This window comes from Janthinobacterium sp. RA13, assembly GCF_000745325.1.
In the GTDB taxonomy this organism is placed as follows: domain Bacteria; phylum Pseudomonadota; class Gammaproteobacteria; order Burkholderiales; family Burkholderiaceae_D; genus Janthinobacterium; species Janthinobacterium rivuli.
In genome coordinates this window covers 1,115,267-1,133,058 of sequence record NZ_JQNP01000001.1, presented here as the reverse complement: position 1 = coordinate 1,133,058, position 17,792 = coordinate 1,115,267, and the positions used below count along the sequence as shown (strand labels likewise).

Below are 17,792 nucleotides of genomic sequence, written 5' to 3'. Positions count from 1 at the left end.
TTTATTACGCATACGTAGTAGTATACTTCGCATGCGTACCAATAATTCTCCTACTTCAGACGTCCCCGATGCCGCAGCCTGCCCGTTGGGCGAGCGTTCGCCGCGCCTGTTCAATCTGCTTAACCTGGCGCGGCAGAACCTGTTTCGTTCGGCAGACGCCGTCTTCACCAGCGAACTGGGATTTTCCGGCACGCAAGTCGTCGCCTTGTTTGCCCTGAAGGGCGAAGAAGGCTGTCAATTGAAGGATCTGGGGCGGGCGCTGCAACTGAAAAACTCGGCCGTCACGGGCCTGGTGGCGCGCATGGAGGAAAACGGCCTGATCGTGCGCGGCCAGTCCGCGCTCGATGCGCGCGCCGGCACGCTGCACATGTCGCCCAGGGGGGGCGAGGTGCTGGCCGCCGCCCTGCCCCTGCTCGACAGCCTGAATGCACAACTGAAAGCGGGTTTCAGCGAGGAAGAGCTGGCCATCGTCGCCCGCTTCCTGCTGCATGCCTCGCGCCTGCGTTTTGCGCAAGATCAAGCCAACCCACAGACAAAAGCTGGGGTCAGACCCTGAGGGTCTGACCCCGGTCATTGCCGTTGGGTTAAGCATTTTCATCCCCTTTTTTCTAACCCACAGGAGTTACCCATGCACCCCAACGACATGACCGGCTTGCAACTGATGCAAGCTTTCGCGCAAGGCCTGTTTCCACGGCCCGGCATTTCCAAGACCATGCCCATGGATGCGCACACGGTCGAGCATGGCCGCGTCGTCTTCACGGCCACGGCGAATGAAACGCACACCAATCCCATGGGTGGCGTGCATGGCGGATTCGCCGCCACCGTGCTCGACACGGTCACCGGCTGCGCCACGCACACGGTCTTGCCGGCCGGCGAAAGCTACGGCACGACGGACCTGAACATCAAGATGTGCCGCCCCCTGCCCTTCAACGTGACGGTGTTTGCAGAAGGCAAGGTCATCAATGCGGGACGCAACCTGGTCATTTCCGAAGGCACGATCCGCGACGAAGCCGGTAAAGTGTACGCGCACGCGACGGCCACCTGCATGATCATCCGCCCGCGGGAGCAGGCGGCCGCATGATACGGCCTGGCAGCACCGCGGAAGCCTGGCGTGTGCTCCTGGCTTGCCATGGGAGCAACAACGCCATACACTGAGCCATTCTGCCCGAGGTCAAACGATGGTTAAAAAGATTGCTGTCCTCGGCTTACTGGTTGGCATCGCCTTCGATATGCTGCCTCATGCGTTTGAGGTCGTTGCCAAGACCAATATTTGCCGCGAATCATGCTCCAACTTGCTGAAGGTCGTGTCGGTCGTCATCTACGCGACCTTGCCCATAGCCTGGGGCGCGCTTCTGGGGATAGTGATTGGAAAGCATCACGCAACGCGGATAGTGTGTATCAGCGCGCTATTCTCTCTGACAGTCATGGCAGTCTTGACCTGGTTTCTCTACAAGCAGCAACATCCCTGATTTTCAAGCGCAATGCTTTTTTTGGGGCGGCCTCAGTCCGCCGGTTTCTTCTTCGCCTTCAATAAACTGCCGGCCGCATCCTTCTCGAAGCGGCCCTGAAAGGATGTGCGCTGCGGCCAGCCCCTAGGCTGTAAGCTGGGAATGCGGACGAGGATGGCTTTTTGTATCGCTGGCTTGGCGGTGTGCTTCCCGCGCACCGCAAGACGGGGTTGGCGCAGCGTATGCTGCCTCTAAATGCCTCACAAAGCTGCATGCATATCTCCTACTTGCCAAAGAGGCAATGATGCCATACACTCAACCATGCTGGATCCTTGAGTCGACAGCATGAGATGCTACATCGCAGGCGCCCATGCTAACTCGTCGTTTTGCAATGTCTAACAGGTTGGGCCTAAAAATATGAAACTACCCGTTCAGCTTGAAAAACTGCATCAAGTCGCTGATGCTGCCGCAATTAAGTTTAAAACTTCCGCCGATATGGTCTTCGAGCCTTGTGGCCTTATCCTGGAAATGATTCAAATAGAAGAGCAATACTGGTGCACCCCTACCAACGTCGTTCCCTTTGCAAGCACAGGCGGGGACGGTGTCCATTACAGTTATCTCAAAGATTTTGTATCCACTAACGGAACTTTGCCTATCATAATGACTCTGCCATCCGCAGACGAAAACAACGTAGTGATCGCCGAGTCCTTTGAGGAATTCTTTAATTTGGGCTACTACGTCGGTTGGTACTCGCTCGAGCAGCTGGTATATCAAGAGGAGCAGGCAATCGACTACTTTATAAAACCCGATGAGGAACACCGTGATGATGCAGAGTCTCGCCTGGAATACATGCGGGAGGCTTTGCAGATGCGTCCTGTTCCGCCGCAGATGGCGCGGCTCGCCAAGCTGCGCGAGCAATATTTCGATCTTTTGCTCATCCCGGAATTGCCTGAATAAACCCAGTCACCCATTCAACCGGACGCGCTGGCGGACACCCTCAACCCGCCGCCCTCTTCTTCGCCTTCAATAAACTACAGCCTTTTGCGGCTTGCCAAATAAGCCCGAGGACGTCACCGGCAAGGAGTGGGAATCCAAGGTCAAGGCGCGCACCGCTATCATCATGTTTCATGCTGACTGGACTCGCGATGGGGAAGCACCCGACAGCGCAAGCGGAGGCTATATTGATTTTTGGAATGGCAAGCGAATGACGGTCTCTGGCGCTGAAGGTTTCATCGCGGTGGTGGGCAGAAGAATTGGCGTATCAAGTGCTCATATTCCCGGCACCTCGATTGGCTACTCGGACTTGAGCAACGCAAGCCTCATCCTGTTTTGGGAGGTCAAGTGAAACGTATCGGCTTATCAGTAGGGTTTCTTATTGCTGGACTGCTAACAAGCTGGGCTGCAACGGTCGCTGGCAGTCACCTGCCGTTCTGGTTTCATGTCAAGCTGTTGCGCCACGACTCCAGCGCTTGCTACGAAATAGGGCCGTGTTCGGTATCCTGGTGGGTCACTGCCGCGCTTGTCGCCTATCTTCTTGGCCCATCGTTCATTTTTATGGTGACGGGATGGCTTAGCGCAAAGCCCGGCGTGACCACATCTAAAAAACTGAGCAGACTCTTGCTGCTGGCAGTCTTTACGTTTGCATTGTATTTGCTCGGGTATGTCATCAGTTGAATGTGGGATAACAATCGGTCAACTGGCGCTCCGCTGCGCGGTGTCGTCGGGCGCCTCAGCCCGCCGCCTTCTTCTTCGCCTTCAACAAACTCCCGGCCGCATTTTCCTCGAAGCGGCCTGCCTCTTCTATATAGCCATGCACGGTGCCGTCGTGGCGCCAGCCGCCCTGGCGCTTGATGGCCTGGAAATCGGCGCCGGCCCGGTGGGCGCTGGTGGCCATGCCGCGGCGCAGGCTGTGGCTCGATAGTTCCGGCACGTAATCGAGCTCCGCCAGCCTGGCGCAGTCCTCCAGTATCGTGTTGATGCTGCTCGCGTGCAATCCCTTCGCACCCACGTGCCCCCACTGGTTCACCGTGCGCAATAGCGGCCCCGTGCGGATGTGCGCCGCGGCCAGCCAGGCGCGCAAGGCCGTGGCCGGACAGCAGACGCCGTCACCGAACGGAATCGCCTTGACGATGCCCTCCCCCAGTTGATCCGTTTTCGAGCGAGGCAAGGTGATGACCATGCCCTGCGGCTCCCAGCTCACGTCTTCCAGCATCAATCCCACCAGTTCGCTGCGCCGGAAACCGCCAAAAAAGCCCAGCTGCAGCAAGGCGCTGTCGCGCAAGGCCTTGACCTTGCCCAGCGCGGCCAGTCTGGACACGATCGTTTCCAGGTCCTCCAGCGGCAGAGCCTTGGCCTTTTTCTTTGGCTTGCCGTGCAGGCGGGCGATGCCGGCCAGGGTTTTGCGCACGGTGGGCGTGGACGCGGGGTCGGCAAAGCCCTGGTACACATGCCATTGCGACAGGGCCGTCAGGCGCAGGGCCAGCGTGCGCGCGTTCAGGCTGTCCGCATACGCCATCAGGTAACGGATGACGGTGGACTCATCTGCAGGCAGCGTCCCGCCCCAGGCCTGGAAGTGGCGGATGGCGGAACGGTAGGTGCGGCGCGTGTTATCGGACGTGGCGGCGGCGAGAAACGCCTGGTGGCGCGCGGCCAGCTCGGCATCGATCAGGGCGCCGTGTAATGGCGCGGTGGCGATGGCGGTGTTTTTGGCCACGGCGGCACGGCGTTTCGAGAGGGGCAAATCAGGCATGGCGGCGGCGAAATCGCGGTTTTGTACTGGGAGACACACAGAATAGCATGCCAAACACCCCAATAACACGCGATAAGCAATCTTATCGTGACTTATTTTTTTCAAAAAACGCAAAAATTTATATCGTAATATTATGCGACATTACGTATCATGTAATACGTTACTAAATTTCGTTCATAGGTGGTTTTATGGCCCGCACCGGCATTCTGTACTCTGATGTTATGAAAGCAGCCCAAATCGTCACTGCCGATGGGCGCAATCCCACGGTCGACAGCGTGCGCGAAGCGCTGGGCAGCACGGGTAGCAAGAGCACCATCGCTCCCCTGCTCAAGCGCTGGAAGGAAGAGTTCCAGGGCGCAGGCGCCGTCAAAACGGAAGCAGGCTTGCCGGCGGAGCTGATGGAAGCGATGCGCGGTGTCTATGAAAAACAGCAGCGCGACGTGGCGCAGCAGCTGGAAACGGGCATGCAGCAGAATCGCGCCGAACTCGACGCGGCGCTGGACAAGCTGAAGAAGACGGAAAACGAACGATTGAAACTGACGGAGGCACGCGCCGCCCTCACCCAGGAATTGCGGGCCACGCAGCATGCGCTGGCGCAACTGAAGGAAGAGCACCATTTTCGCGCCGTCACCCTGGCCACTTTGCACAGCGATAACGCGGGCCTGACGCAGCGCCTGGCCGACCGGGGCGAGGACATCGCCGCCCTCAACCGCCAGCTGGCGCAAGTGCGTTCGCAGTTCGACCATTATCAGGAAGCGGCCGCCACCCAGCGCAGCGAGGAACGGGCCCAGGCACAGCAGCGGGAAAGCAGGCTGGAGCAGGAAAACGCCCAGCTGCAGCAGCGTTTGCAGGGCCAGCAAGCCACCCTGGTGCAACAAGACATGCGGCTGGCGCAGCTGCAGGCGGACCACGCGCGCCTTGCTGACGAAGCGGCCGCCGACCGCGCAGCGCTGGCCACCGTGCGTCCCGAGCGCGACCAGTTCGAATTTCAATACCTGCAGGCGGCCGCGTCGGCCGACGCCCTGCTGGCCAAGCTCGATACGGCCCTGCTGGCGCTGAACGACGCCAAGGTGGCGCTGGCCGCGCAAGACCGGCAGCTCGACATGCTGGCGGAAAATGGGCAACTATCGCAGCAGAAAATGGAAGCATGGGCGCAGGAGCGCGACGGCTTGTTGCGCGACAATGCCGGCATGGCGGCGCGCCTGGCGCTGCACGACAGCGCCGCATCGACGCCCGCTACGATAAGCTCGAGGACGCCCTCAAGGCAGCCCTGACGCACTCTTTACCGTCGGTAGCGCACCCGTACCCACGCGCCCATGGCGTCCACGCCGCTGTCCGCCGCGTCTTCGACCCAGCCCGCGCGCGCATAAAAGCGCCGCGCACCCGTATTGGCCAGCTGCGTCTTGAGGCTCAGATGGGGACCGAAACGGGCGACGACGGCCGCCAGCAGGTGCGCGCCGATGCCCAGGCCGCTGTGCGCCGGGTGCACGTACAAATGGTGCAGGAAGTACTCCGGCGCGTCGCCCGTGTACACGGCGGCAAAGCCGGTGACGCTGCCATCGGACTCGGCAACGAGAATGGCTTCGCCCTGCGTCGCCGCCGTGAAAACGGCGCTGCCGGCGACTGTGCCAAAGGCGTCGCGCCCGGCCAAGGCCAGGATGGCGGTGCAGGACTGCGTGTCCCCGCTGGCGAAAGGTCGAATCAGGCACATGGCTTGCGCGTTATCCATTCCTTACAGGCGGCGGTTCAGCACGCTGTCGACAGCATGGGTTTTCAGCTCCACCTGGAGCACGCCGTCTTGCAGCCAGTAGCCGCCGGCTCCCTGTTGCAGCGCCTCCATGTCGAGCGTGCCCAGGCTTGGCGCGATGGTGCCAGCGAGCAAGGCCGCAGCGTCATCCCATTCCCTATAAAACAGTTTCAGATACCAGCCGTCGTCGTGGGCAAAGGCGAGAAAGCGGCTGCGCAAGGCGGGCAGCGGCGCGAGCGCGCCATGGTGGCCGAGCATCGCGGCCACGTGCGCATCATCGGAAGCGGGCGGCGCACCCTGCCAATCGGCCCAGGCATGGCTGCCCCAGGCATGGATATCTTCGTGCGCCAGGGCTGGCAGTTGCTGCCGCGTCAAGGTCTGCCAGGCGGCAGGCTTTTTGAGCGTGCCGGCACTGCCCCTGCGCAGCACGATGCCGTCCGCCTTGCCGAGGGCAGCAATACAATCCTTGAATTCGATGCCGGAAGCGACCAGCATGTGCTCGGCCGGGTCATGCCAGATATACAGATAATGTCTCAAGTAGTGGTCCGTTTTGGTGTCGTCGACGTGTTCAGGGCCACGGCGGCGCGTATCAGCGTGCGCACGCTGGCCAGGGTTTTGCCGCGCCAGTGCGCCAGCGAGGCGACTTTCGCATCGAGCTGGCTGGCGGCGGTGGCTGCATTCTCCGCCACATCTTCGGGCGGCGTGCGCGGTTCGTTCATGGCTGGCATCTCTTTCACCGCGCGCGCGCCTTACTGCGCTGGGTTGGCCATGCAGGGAACCAGCGCGGCAAGGAACTGGTCGCGCAAAGCCTGGTACTGCGCATCCGTCGCGAATTCCCGCTTGTCTGCCGGCTGATTGAGCAGGTAGGCGGTGGCGACCGTCCCGCTGGCGGCATGCAGCAAGGTGTATACGCTGATCACGCCCGACGATTGCGTGATATACGGGTTATTCAATCCTAGCACTTCCACGCCCTGGCGCGTGTCCGTTTCCAACGGCACCAGCTGTGGCGGCTTGCTGTTGGCGGACATCTGCTGCATTTGCGCCAGGATCGTGTCACGGTCGGCGGCAAACCTGCCTTCAACGCTGCGTTCAATCTTCAGGTTCACGAAGGGCAAGCTGCTCTTGTGGAACAGCATCAGCCGATAGCCGTCGGCCACCGATACCTGCCCCTCACCCGTTGCCAGCTTGACGCTGCGCGTCGTCACGTGGGCGGGCAGGCGGTCCTGCTGCCTGAACTGAAACTCGCTGCGATTGATGCATTGGGCCAAGGGCCCCAGGGGATCGGCCGTGCGGTCTTGCGCGTGGGCGGCCAGTGCGGCAAGCAGCATGGGAATGACAAGCAATTGGCGGTGGTTCATGAAAGGCATCAGTCATCGGGTTGGCGAGCAGGGAGAATAAGCGCCAGTATTACTAAAAGGCAAATGTTTAGTTGTCATCCTCTAAATATGGATGGAACAGCGTCTTAATATGAAATTCACCCGGCCCACGTAGCATTCAGATTGGCAAGGCTCTCATTGTGCAGCGCCTGCCATTTTCCGGCTGAACCATGACTGACATCGCTTTATCCCTGCGCCACGGCGCCGCCCTACCCCGCCGTGCCAGCGGACACCGCCTGAAAGCGGCGCTGGGCGCCCTCTTCTTTCCACGCCAGCGCACGCGCTGGCAAGCCTTCCTGGGCAGCATGCCGGGCCTGAATTCGCTGGCGCAGCTGCATCCTTGTTTGCGCTTCAAGATCTACCGCCCGTACGCCTCGCGCCAACTCGGTTGCACGGACCGCCTGGCCTTGCTGGAAGGGCATTACCGTTTCCTGTGGCAAGCGGGCGCGCGCACCCTGGTCGAGCGGGCCGCGCGCCAAGCGGTGGTGCTGGCCGCGTTTGACGGCAAGGATGGGGCGCTGTACCGCTTGCAGCTGACGGCCATCCACGACAGCTACCGCGAAGGCGAACTGTGCCTGCGCCTGACGCGCGACGGCCAGCCATTCTACCTGGCCAGTTTTTTATTCCTGCCGCGCGCCGATGGCGTCTCGCTGCAGCTGGGCGCGCTGCAAGGCTTGCGCTCGGAAGCGGGCAAGCTGGCCGTCAAGGAAGCCACGCGGGCGCTGCACGGTTGCCGCCCGAAAAACCTGATGGTGACGGCCTTGCGCGATTTCGGCGATTTTTTTGCCTGCACGAATTTGTTCTTGATCAGCAACGACAACCGCATCGCCCTGAATGCGCGGCGCCGCCGCCATATCGCCGCCGATTACGACCATGTGTGGCAGGAATTGCACGCCTTGCGCATGCGCGACGGTAATTATCACTTGCCCTGCGCGGCTTACCGGGCGCCGGAGCTGGCCGCCGTGCCGTCGAAGAAACGCGCCGATGCGCGCCGGCGCGGCGAATTGCTGCAATGTATGTCCGCCGACATGCGCGCGCAGCTGGCGGGTTTGCTGGACGCGCCCATGGCTGAAAAATGCGCAAGCGCAAGCCTTGGCATACTGACAAAAATGCCATAAACCTCAGGAAGCCTTCATGTTGGGGCCGTATCCTGCACCGGGCATGCCAGCCACCTTCTCCAAGGGCCGGCGTGCATTCGATCCACCCTGGACAAGGTTTCCCCATGACACCCTCTTTCGCCCTCCTCCCCCTTTGCCTGGCTGGCACCGCTGCACTGGCCGCCCCCGTGCTGGACGACGCCGTGCGCCAGCGCGCGGAAGAACTGACGCGCACGGGCATGCACGCGAGCATCGTCATCGCCGTGATCGACGGCAAGGACAGCGCCGTCTACGGCTTTGGCAGCGTACACGCCGGCAAGCACATCAAACCGGGCGCCGACACCGTCTACCAGATCGGTTCCGTCACCAAGACCATGACGGCCTTGCTGCTGGCCGACGCCGTCGCCGAAAACAAAGTCAAACTCGACGAGCCGGTGGCCACTTTATTGCCCGGTTATACCGTGCCCGCCTTCGATGGCAAGAAGATCAGCCTGCTCGACCTGGCCACGCATTATTCTTCGCTGCCGCGCCTGCCCGACAACTTCGCGCCCAAGGATACGGCCAACCCGTATGCCGATTACACGGAAGCGAAACAGCGGCAATTTCTCGCCGCCTACCACCTGCCGCATGCGCCTGGCACGGCATTTGACTACTCGAACATCGGCTACGCCGTGCTGGGCACGGCCCTGGCCGCACAAGCGGGTAGCAGCTATGAAGCGCTGCTGCAAAAGCGCATCGCCGTGCCGCTGGGCATGCGTTCCACTTCGAACCAGCCCACGCACGGCATGCTGGCGCGCCTGGCGCCCGGCCATTTGCTGTCGGGCGAGCCGACACCAGCCTGGGATTTGAACGTGGTGGCGCCGGCCGGCGGCGTGTATTCGAGCGCGCGCGACATGATCGCCTACCTGCAAGCGTATATGTTCAAGCCGCTGCGCCCGTATGCGCTGGCCATCCTGCCGCAGCGCCCGCTGGCGGCCGACGGCGACACGAAAATCGGCCTGTCCTGGCTGCTGGAGCAGAAACAGGGCCGCAGCTACGCCTGGCACAGCGGCCAGACGGGCGGCTACGCCAGTTATGCGGCGTTCACAACGGACGGCAAGCGGGGCGTGATGGTGTTGACGAACACGGCGCGCGACGTCGACGCCCTGGGCCTGTCCACCCTGCTGCCCGGCACACCGCTGCCGCCGCTGAAGAAGCCGCAAGCGGCCATCGCGCTGCCGCGCGCCGCGCTGGCCGAGTACGTGGGCGAGTATCCATTGGACAAGGATTTCACGTTGACGGTAACCCTGGGCAAGAATGGCCTGGAAGCGGCCGGCACGGGCATGGGATCGGCGCCCTTGTTTGCCAGCGCGAAAGACCAATTCTTCTTCCGCGCCATCGATGCGGACCTGGCCTTTACGCGCGATGCCGCGGGCAAGATCGCCAGCGCCGTGCTCAAGCAAGGCGGGCAGGACGTCATCCTGCCGCGCAAGCCGTAAAAATCACGCTGCCGGGTCTTGCATGAATTGCTCGACCCGGGCGACAAATTCCGCCTTGCTGCGCGTGCGAAATTCGCCCAGGAAGGCGTCGCTGCCCTGGACGATCTTGCCGTGGCGGTCATATGCCACCTTGCCCATCTCCAGCACGAATTCGCCCTGTGGATCGTCCTCCGGTTCAAAATGCGAGTTGAAGCAGTAACCGGAGTCGCGGCAGCTGCCCCACAGCAGCAATGCGCTGCTGAACCATTCCATCGTATCGGGGCCAGTTTCTACCTCGAACAGGGTGTTGACGGTGATGTGCCAGCCGCCCGGGACGCGCAGCGGCTGCAAGGGATAGGGAAAGCGTGGCTGTTTCATGTGGACGATGGCGCGCGGCGCGCCCGGTAAAAGGTGAGAAATTCCGCGGCCGGCAGCGCTTTCGCGAACAGCCATCCCTGGCCGAATTCGACCTTGCGCTCCAGCAGATAGTCCGCTTGCTGCTGCGTTTCGATGCCTTCGGCCACGATCAGCATGTTCAAGGTGCGGGCCATGGCGATGATGTGCGGCGTGACGCTGCTGGTGGCCGCGTCCGTGCCGATGGTGTCGACGAACGACTTGTCGATTTTCAGGGCGTCGAGCGGCAGGTTTTGCAGGCTCGACAGGCTGGAATAGCCGGTGCCGAAGTCGTCGATGGCCACGGCATGGCCGCGCGCCCTGGCCTTTTCGATGGTGGCGCGGGCCGCTTCCACGTTGATGAAGCCCCGCTCCGTCGCTTCCAGCCAGATCTGCTGCGCCTCGATGCCCGTGCCGTCCAGCGCGCGTTCCAGCACGTCGAGCACCCGGCCCGTTTCGATGTCGCTGGCGCACAGGTTGATGGCGATGTGCAGCTCGCGGTCGGCCAGCAGCGCGGCGCGCATGTCGGCAATGACGCAATCGATGACCTGATCGGTGATCGGCAGTATCAGTTCGGCCTCCTCGGCCACGGGGATGAACAGGTCGGGGCGTATCATGCTGCCGTCGGGGCGGCGCCAGCGTATCAGCGCCTCGGCGCCCACGCACACGCCCGTGTCGAGCGCGATGATGGGCTGATAGTGGACAAAGAATTCACGCCGCTCGACCGCCGTTTCCAGCTCGCCGCGCAGCGACAGCCGGCGGCGCGACAGCCACACGACGATGCCGACGATGAAGGCGGCCATCAACAGGCCCAGCGGCAAGAGCAGCAGCTGTTCGCGGCGCAGCCTCTCGCTGAGCTTGCTGCGCGGCTCGATCATGACGGCCGTCAAGCCATCGCGGTACAGCATCGCATGGATGCTGTCCTCGTGCGCCAGTTCGCCCTTCGCCCCCGTGCCGGCAAGCAGCGTATTGACCAGTGCCGGGTCCGGATGGTGCAAGGTGTCGAGCACGCCGCCCTTGCCGATGGCCACGGCCATCTGGATGTCGTTGTCGACGATGACGTCGGAAAAACGCACGGGATCGATCAGCACCTTATGGGCGCGGTAAGACAGCCCCACCATGCGCTTGCCGCCGCTGACGACGGGGCGCAGGTTGAAATCGAGGCCCATGCCATTGTCCAGCGTGAAGTCGGCGGGCGTGATGGCGATGCGCTCGTCCTCGATGCCGTTCGACGTGCATTTGAGCAAGCCGTTTTCCACATAACCGATATCGTCGATGCTGCGCGTGGTGATGGTGATGCGGCGCAATTGCTGGACATGGGCTTCCGAACACGGCGCCAGCTCCAGCGCATCGGCGCTGCGCAGCGCCATGCTGGCCGAGGCGATCGAACGGTGGGCGCGCTCGAGCGCGTAGCCGGCGAGCAGGCGCAGGCGCTCCTGCTCGCCCTGCTCGGCGCGCACGGACGACAGATAGAAGGCCAGGCTCAGGGGAGCGGCCACGCCGATGACTGCCACCAGCACACTGGTAATGATGATCCGTTTTCTGCGCATGTGATTACCTGCGGTAGTTATATGATTGCCATGTATTGCTCGATGGCATCATATTACAAGCAGAGGCCGCGCACGCGGAACTTACTGAACAGTTACACTTTTTCCTGCGGCCGCGCCAGCACGAACACCAGCGCCGCCACCACGGCCGCCAGTCCGCCCGCCAGATACAGCACGCTGGCAAAGCCGTCGATAAAAGCGTGGCGCGCCGCTTCCTGCGCCACGGCCTGCATTGCGGGCGGCAACTGGCCGAAGGCCTCGGCCGCGTTGCCGGCGACGATGCGTCCTATCATTTCAGGCGACGCCTTCAAGCCGTGCAGCCACGCCAGCTCGTTGAACGATGCGGCCGTGCGCATGGCCAGCACGGCGCCCAGCGCGCCCACGGCCAGGACGATGCCGACAAAGCGCGTGGTCGTGCTGATGCCGGAACCCATGCCCGTGCGTTCGCGCGGGATGCAGGCAAGGATGGCCTTCTGGGTCGTGCCATTGAGCAATCCGGCCCCCGCGCCCGTGACGACCATACCGGCCGCCACCCAGCCATATTGCAAACTGGAGGCGGCCAGGGCCGTGGCCACGTTGCCCACGGCGACGATCAGCAAGCCCGTCACCAGAATGCCGCGATCATCCAGAACCCGCATGGCGCGCGGCGCCAGACGCGACAGCGCCACCATGGCGACGGCAAACGGCAGCATGGCGCAGCCGGCCAGCACGGCGGAAAAGCCGAAGGCGTTCTGCAAATACAGGGGCAAAAAGGTCATCATCACTTGCGCGGCGATCGCATAGCCGAACATGCCCAGCACGGCGCCGACGAACACGCGCCGGCCGAACAGCGACAAATCGACCATGGGCGCGCGCTGGCGCCGTTCCACTAGCACGAAGACCAACAGCAGCGCCGCGCCGGCCACAAAGCGCAGCATGGTGGCGCGGCTGGACCAGCCCGCCACGCTGGCGTCGATCAAGCCCCAGATGATGGCGAACAGGCCGGCGGAGAATAATGCCGCGCCGAATGGATCAAAACTGGCGTTGGAGGCATCCTTCGACTCGTCCACGTGCTTGCCTACCAACCACATCAGGATGGCGACAACGGGCAGGTTCAGATAGAAAATCCAGCGCCAGTTGATGGCGCTCGTGATCAGGCCGCCCAGCAGGGGCGCCACCGTCATGGCCACGCCCATGGCCGCGCTCCACACGGACCAGGCGCGCGCCCGCTCCTTTTCCGCGTGAAACGTGTGGCCGATGACGGCCAGCGCGGATGTGAGCAGCAGCGCCGCGCCGAGTCCCTTGACGGCGCGCGCCACGTTGAGCACGAACGGCGTCCACGCCAGGCCGCACAGCAGGGACGCCAGCGCGAATACGGCCAGGCCATACAGCATCACCCTGCGCCGCCCCAGGCGGTCGGCGATGCTGCCGGCGGGCAGCAAAAACGAGGCGAACGCCAGCATGTAGGCGCTGACCACCCATTCCACGTCGACGAAGCTGGCGTTCAGCGAGCGGGCGATCGACGGCAGCGAGACGGCCACGACGTTGGTGTCGAGCATGATCAGGGCGCACACGCCCGAGCATGTATATAAAGTCCAGTTGGTATTCTTCATGTCCCGATTGTAAGCACGCCTGTATTATTTCCTGTTATAAGGCAGCCGCCTTATAATTTACCCATGGTGAATACAAATAAAGACATGGAGCTGCGGCATTTCCGCTGCGTGCTGGCCGTGGCGCACAGCCTGCACTTCGCGCGCGCGGCCGCGGAACTCGGCATTTCGCCGCCCGCGCTGACCAAGCAGGTGCAGGAAACGGAGCTGTTGCTGGGCACGCGGCTGTTCCAGCGCAGCAAGCGTGCCGTGTCCCTGACTGCCGCCGGGGAACTGTTCGTCATCGAGGCCACGCGCGCGCTGGGGCAACTGGCGCAGGCGCAGGAAGTGGCGCGGCGGGCCGGACGGGGCGAACTGGGACGGCTGGAAATCGGCTACGTGGCCTCGGCCGCGTATTCCGGCGTGCTGCAAGACCAGTTTGCCCGCTTTCGCGCCAGCCACCCCGGCATCCACATCGGTGCGCGCGAAACCGCGATGGATACCCTGCCCGGCTTGCTGGACCAGGGCCGGGTCGACCTGGCCTTCGTGCGCCCGCCGCTGCACTTGCCGGAAGGCATCGACAGCGTGGTCTTGCTGCGCGACCGTTTCGTGCTGGCCGTACAGGCGGACAGCCCGCTGGCCTTGCTTGATGTGGCGGGGCCGGCCGCGCTGGCGCAGCAGGCCTTCATCGTGCCGGAGCAGGAATTGGGCACATTGGAGGTGAGCCGGCGCGGCGGTTTTGCGGCGCAGGTGGTGTCGCGCCCGGGCAGCCTGGTGGCCGTGCTGACGGAAGTGTCGCTGGGCGTGGGCTGCGCCATCGTGCCCCATTCCGTGATGGCCAGCGTGCAATTGCCTGGCGTGTGCTTTCGCGAACTGGCAGGGCCGCAGATCAGCTCGGAAATCGCAGTCGCCTTCCGCCGCCACGAACAGGCGCCCGCCGCGCGCGCCTTCATCGCCCAGCTGCGCGCAGACGCGCTGGTTTAACTTCAGCTGTTCTTCAAGACCGCCACGGCGTAGGTGCAGGCGCTGGCCGTTTCATTGCGAAACACGCAGTCGGCGGGCGGCCCCAGTTCCAGGCAGTCGCCTTCGTCCAGCACGTGGCGGGTCTCCCCTTCGATAAACACGAGGCTGCCGCTGAGCGACCAGATGAGTTGTCGCCGCGACACATAGGCGGCGGCCGGCATGGCCACCACGGCGCCGGGCGGCAAGGTAATCTGCACGAGGTCGAGCGGCATGTCGGACGCGGGCGACACGTGGCGCCGCACATAGCCGCTCTGCGGGTCGACCCACACGGGCTGCTCAAGCTTGCGCAGCAAGCGCCCGGCGCGCATCTCGGCGCGGGCGATCAGCTCGGACATGCTCAGGTCGAAGGCGCCCGACAGCCGCGCCAGCAAGGTGGCCGTAGGGCTGCAGTCGCCCCGCTCCACCTTGTGCACCATGGCGCGCGACACGCCCGAGCGGGCCGCCAGGTCCGTCAGCGACCAGCCCAGGTTTTCGCGCTCGAGGCGCACCCTGGCGCCGATGCGCTGATTCAATTCGTCTGGTTTAGTGGACATATATCTGCTTCCATTCGGATTTTATTGGACAAGGCGCGAGCGGCAATCTATGATTTGTCCATTATAGTAGACGCCTTGCGAGGAAATCAACATGCAGATACGCGATGCCCATGCGGGCGACATCGAGGCCATACTGGCCATCTACAACGATGCCGTCAGCAACACCCTGGCCATCTGGAATGAACGGACGGTCGATGCGGCCAACCGCGCCGCCTGGCTGGCCGACCGTCAGCGGGCCGGCTATCCGGTGCTGGTCGCCATCGATGCGGAAGGAACTGTCGCTGGCTACGCCTCGTTCGGCGACTGGCGCCCGTTCGAGGGTTTCCGGCATACGGTCGAGCATTCCGTCTACGTGCGCGCCGATCGCCGTGGCGCCGGCGTCGGCAAGGCCTTGATGACGGAATTGATCGCGCGGGCGCGCGGCTTGGGCAAGCACGTGATGGTGGCGGGCATTGAGGCGGGCAATGCCGGCTCGATCGCCCTGCACAAGCAGCTGGGCTTCGAGGAAGTGGGATTGATGCGCCAGGTGGGCACCAAGTTCGGCGCCTGGCTGGACCTGGCGTTCTTGCAGCTGCAGCTCGATACGCGCAGCGATCCGGACGGCATTGCGCCGCCCGGTTGAGGTCAAGCAGACATCAAGGATCGATCTCCGGTGGCGGACGGCGCAGCGCCATATGTTCCCACACGGCTACCAATACCAGCACGCAGCTGGTGATGCAGGCCAGGGTCAGGGGCGCATACAGCCTTCCGTAGGCCATCGGGATCAGCGCCAGGATGATCAAAATGCCCAGCAAATGCGACAGCGGCGGCGCGGCGCGCTCGCTGCTGACCCATTTGAACAGTGCATTGCCCAGCAGATACAGGATTGGGCCGCCCAGCAAGGCGCTGATGCCGGCAAAACTCGCCTCATCAGGATGCACGAGGGCCAGTTCATCGGCCACGGCGGAAACGATCACGCCGCCGACGATCAGCACGTGGATATACGTGTAGGCCTTGCGGGCGATGCGGCCCGGATCTTTCGAGTGGGCGATACGGTGGTGGCCCGCCTCGGCGCCCGTATCAAAGTATATCCACCACATGGCGATGCTGCCGACCAGGGCCGACAAAAAGCCCAGCCAGTTGGCGGCCGTCCATTCCAGGCCCGCGAAGGTGGCGCCCGTCACCAGCAACGATTCGCCGAGGGCGATGATGACGAACAGGCCGCAGCGCTCGGCCATGTGGCTGCCGTCGACGTCCCAGTCGGCCGTCGTCGAGCGGCCCAGGCCAGGCAGGCCGAACTGCATCCAGGGGCCGGCCAGGTCGATCGCCAGTGCCAGCATCCACCAGAAGATGCGCTGCTCGGGCGACGCGAGGCCGCCGGCGATCCAGAAGATGCCGGACAACACGGCCCACAGGGCGATGCGCTGGAAATTGCGGCGGCGCGACAGCGTTTCATGGCGCACGGCCCACCAGGCAAACAGGGGCCGCCCCACCTGCATGGCGACGTAGGCGCCGGCAAAAGCCAGGCCCCGCGTGCCGAACGCTTCGGGGATCGAGGCCGACATGATCAGGCCGCCCAGCATCAGCGCGAACAGGCTGATGCGCACGGGAATGCGTTCGGGGTCGAGCCAGTTGGTGATCCACGACGTGAAAATCCACACCCACCAGACGGCCATCAGCAGCAAACCCGTCTGCAGCCAGCCCATGGCGCTCAGGTGGGCCAGCAAGCCGTGCGACAGTTGCGTGACGGCAAACACGAACACCAGATCGAAGAACAGCTCGATCATGCCCACCTTGCCGCTGTCTTGCCCGCCGCGCGTGCGCAACAGCGATTTTGTCAATTCCATAGCTACTCTTTCATTCAAGCTTGATTAAAACGGTTCATCGTGGACTTTATGGCTTTACGGGTGTCAACAAGGACAAGCCGGCGAAGTGCGCGGCCAGGTTATCGACCACCAGTTGCCCCATCGCATGGCGCGTTTCCACGGTCAGGCTGCCCACGTGCGGCGTCAGCACGACGTTCGGCAAGGCGCGCAATGCGTTTGGTACGCGCGGTTCGTCCGCAAACACGTCGAGGCCTGCCGCGCCCAGGTGGCCATCCTGCAAGGCGGCGATCAGGGCCACTTCGTCGATGAGGGCGCCGCGGGCGATGTTGATCAGGGTGCCTTGCGGCCCCAGCGCATCGAGTATGGTGCGGTCGACGATCTTGCGCGTGGCCGGCGTGCCCGGCGCGCAGACAATCAGGTAATCGCTTTCCTGCGCCAGGGCCAGCAAGGATTCCGCACGCGGCACGCTGGTGCCGGCAATGGCGCGCGGCTGGAAGTAGCGCACATGGACGCCGAAAGCGGCCAGGCGCAGCGCGATGGCCTGGCCGATCTGGCCGAAACCGAAGATGCCGGCCGTCTTGCCGCGCAGGCTGGACGCGGGGGCGATGGCTACGCGGCGTTCCCAGCCGCCGTCGCGCACGAAACGGTCGAGCGTCACGATGTGCCGCGCGCTGGCCAGCAGCAAGGCCAGCGCCACGTCGGCCACGTCATCCGTCAGCACGTTCGGCGTGGTGGTGACGGCGATGCCGCGTTCACGCGCCACATCGAGCGCCACGCCGTCGAGACCCACGCCATTGACGGCGATGATTTCCAGATTCGGCAGCAAGCCCATGTCGGTCGCGTTCAGGCCCAGTGCGCCCGTCGTGACGACGCCGCGGATGGCCGGCGCCCGCTGGGCCAGCCAGGCATGGCGCTCGTCCGCCGGCACCTGCCAGGCGTGGTGGCAGGTATATTGCTGGTCCAGCTGCGCGTTGACGGCTGCCGAAGGGCTGGGAGCGAGGATGAGGAGTTCGGGGAGCATGGGCGTCCTGGGTCGTGTCACATGAATT

Annotated in this window: 22 protein-coding genes; 11 read left to right on the top strand and 11 right to left on the bottom strand. The window is 63.5% G+C overall.

The features are described 5' to 3' along the window. The first annotated feature begins 31 nt into the window (after positions 1-31). The 6 genes from FG13_RS04750 (at position 32) to FG13_RS29890 (ending at position 3,122) form a co-directional block, all read left to right on the top strand. Positions 32-556: a MarR family winged helix-turn-helix transcriptional regulator gene (locus tag FG13_RS04750; RefSeq protein ID WP_081922437.1), complete on the top strand. Its 525-nt coding sequence runs from the start codon at positions 32-34 to the stop codon at positions 554-556. Positions 557-628: 72 nt separating this feature from the next. Next, entirely contained in the window at positions 629-1,081 is a 453-nt protein-coding gene (locus FG13_RS04745) for a PaaI family thioesterase (protein ID WP_035818857.1), read from the top strand. 97 nt (positions 1,082-1,178) lie between these two features. Next, positions 1,179-1,469: a hypothetical protein gene (locus FG13_RS04740; protein ID WP_035818856.1), complete on the top strand. Its 291-nt coding sequence runs from the start codon at positions 1,179-1,181 to the stop codon at positions 1,467-1,469. Positions 1,470-1,865: 396 nt separating this feature from the next. Next, on the top strand, positions 1,866-2,405 hold the full coding sequence (locus FG13_RS04735; RefSeq protein ID WP_035818853.1) for a hypothetical protein: 540 nt from the start codon (positions 1,866-1,868) through the stop codon (positions 2,403-2,405). Positions 2,406-2,496: 91 nt separating this feature from the next. Then, positions 2,497-2,793 (top strand): T6SS effector amidase Tae4 family protein, encoded by a 297-nt coding sequence (locus FG13_RS04730; protein ID WP_051958534.1) that lies wholly within the window; start codon positions 2,497-2,499, stop codon positions 2,791-2,793. Continuing rightward, entirely contained in the window at positions 2,790-3,122 is a 333-nt protein-coding gene (locus FG13_RS29890; protein ID WP_152598682.1) for a hypothetical protein, read from the top strand. The genes FG13_RS04730 and FG13_RS29890 overlap by 4 nt, the downstream gene beginning before the upstream one ends. Before the next feature lie 55 nt (positions 3,123-3,177). Here FG13_RS29890 and FG13_RS04725 read toward each other — a convergent pair whose 3' ends face one another. Beyond that, positions 3,178-4,197 (bottom strand): tyrosine-type recombinase/integrase, encoded by a 1,020-nt coding sequence (locus FG13_RS04725; protein WP_081922436.1) that lies wholly within the window; start codon positions 4,195-4,197, stop codon positions 3,178-3,180. A 221-nt stretch (positions 4,198-4,418) separates the two neighbouring features. Between FG13_RS04725 and FG13_RS04720 the strand changes: the two genes are divergently transcribed. Next, positions 4,419-5,471: a DNA-binding protein gene (locus FG13_RS04720; RefSeq protein WP_051958532.1), complete on the top strand. Its 1,053-nt coding sequence runs from the start codon at positions 4,419-4,421 to the stop codon at positions 5,469-5,471. Between the two features lie 8 nt (positions 5,472-5,479). On the opposite strand, the gene FG13_RS04715 is transcribed toward FG13_RS04720, so the two are convergent. Genes FG13_RS04715 through FG13_RS04700 form a run of 4 tightly spaced genes read right to left on the bottom strand, consistent with a single transcriptional unit; the run spans position 5,480 to position 7,302 of the window. Further along, positions 5,480-5,908 (bottom strand): GNAT family N-acetyltransferase, encoded by a 429-nt coding sequence (locus tag FG13_RS04715; protein WP_161784146.1) that lies wholly within the window; start codon positions 5,906-5,908, stop codon positions 5,480-5,482. Positions 5,909-5,929: 21 nt separating this feature from the next. Then, positions 5,930-6,481 (bottom strand): hypothetical protein, encoded by a 552-nt coding sequence (locus tag FG13_RS04710; RefSeq protein WP_035818848.1) that lies wholly within the window; start codon positions 6,479-6,481, stop codon positions 5,930-5,932. Further along, the gene (locus FG13_RS04705) at positions 6,478-6,663 is read right to left on the bottom strand and encodes a hypothetical protein (RefSeq protein ID WP_035818846.1); all 186 of its coding nucleotides are present in this window, start codon (positions 6,661-6,663) and stop codon (positions 6,478-6,480) included. Before FG13_RS04705 ends, FG13_RS04710 begins: the two co-directional genes overlap by 4 nt. Positions 6,664-6,693: 30 nt before the next feature. Beyond that, complete coding sequence (locus tag FG13_RS04700; protein ID WP_152598681.1) at positions 6,694-7,302, bottom strand: hypothetical protein; 609 nt, start codon at positions 7,300-7,302, stop codon at positions 6,694-6,696. A gap of 188 nt (positions 7,303-7,490) precedes the next feature. Here FG13_RS04700 and FG13_RS04695 point away from each other — a divergent pair, with 188 nt between their 5' ends. Then, on the top strand, positions 7,491-8,438 hold the full coding sequence (locus FG13_RS04695) for a VirK/YbjX family protein (protein ID WP_051958528.1): 948 nt from the start codon (positions 7,491-7,493) through the stop codon (positions 8,436-8,438). 104 nt (positions 8,439-8,542) lie between these two features. Further along, on the top strand, positions 8,543-9,895 hold the full coding sequence (locus FG13_RS04690; RefSeq protein ID WP_161784145.1) for a serine hydrolase: 1,353 nt from the start codon (positions 8,543-8,545) through the stop codon (positions 9,893-9,895). A 3-nt stretch (positions 9,896-9,898) separates the two neighbouring features. Here the strand turns inward: FG13_RS04690 and FG13_RS04685 are convergent, their stop codons facing one another. From FG13_RS04685 to FG13_RS04675, 3 genes are all read right to left on the bottom strand, one after another. Beyond that, on the bottom strand, positions 9,899-10,252 hold the full coding sequence (locus tag FG13_RS04685) for a hypothetical protein (protein ID WP_152598680.1): 354 nt from the start codon (positions 10,250-10,252) through the stop codon (positions 9,899-9,901). After that, complete coding sequence (locus FG13_RS04680; RefSeq protein WP_035818841.1) at positions 10,249-11,817, bottom strand: EAL domain-containing protein; 1,569 nt, start codon at positions 11,815-11,817, stop codon at positions 10,249-10,251. The genes FG13_RS04685 and FG13_RS04680 overlap by 4 nt, the downstream gene beginning before the upstream one ends. Positions 11,818-11,909: 92 nt before the next feature. Beyond that, complete coding sequence (locus FG13_RS04675) at positions 11,910-13,406, bottom strand: MFS transporter (protein ID WP_035818840.1); 1,497 nt, start codon at positions 13,404-13,406, stop codon at positions 11,910-11,912. Between the two features lie 63 nt (positions 13,407-13,469). On the opposite strand from FG13_RS04675, the gene FG13_RS04670 reads away from it, so the two are divergent. After that, the gene (locus FG13_RS04670) at positions 13,470-14,366 is read left to right on the top strand and encodes a LysR family transcriptional regulator (protein ID WP_051958524.1); all 897 of its coding nucleotides are present in this window, start codon (positions 13,470-13,472) and stop codon (positions 14,364-14,366) included. 2 nt (positions 14,367-14,368) lie between these two features. Here the strand turns inward: FG13_RS04670 and FG13_RS04665 are convergent, their stop codons facing one another. Further along, the gene (locus FG13_RS04665; RefSeq protein ID WP_035818837.1) at positions 14,369-14,938 is read right to left on the bottom strand and encodes a helix-turn-helix domain-containing protein; all 570 of its coding nucleotides are present in this window, start codon (positions 14,936-14,938) and stop codon (positions 14,369-14,371) included. Positions 14,939-15,029: 91 nt separating this feature from the next. Here FG13_RS04665 and FG13_RS04660 point away from each other — a divergent pair, with 91 nt between their 5' ends. Next, complete coding sequence (locus tag FG13_RS04660) at positions 15,030-15,560, top strand: GNAT family N-acetyltransferase (protein WP_035818834.1); 531 nt, start codon at positions 15,030-15,032, stop codon at positions 15,558-15,560. A 13-nt stretch (positions 15,561-15,573) separates the two neighbouring features. Here the strand turns inward: FG13_RS04660 and FG13_RS04655 are convergent, their stop codons facing one another. Further along, positions 15,574-16,758: a low temperature requirement protein A gene (locus FG13_RS04655; RefSeq protein WP_442905216.1), complete on the bottom strand. Its 1,185-nt coding sequence runs from the start codon at positions 16,756-16,758 to the stop codon at positions 15,574-15,576. Positions 16,759-16,810: 52 nt separating this feature from the next. Beyond that, complete coding sequence (locus tag FG13_RS04650; RefSeq protein ID WP_035818830.1) at positions 16,811-17,764, bottom strand: 2-hydroxyacid dehydrogenase; 954 nt, start codon at positions 17,762-17,764, stop codon at positions 16,811-16,813. Between the last annotated feature and the right edge of the window lie 28 nt (positions 17,765-17,792).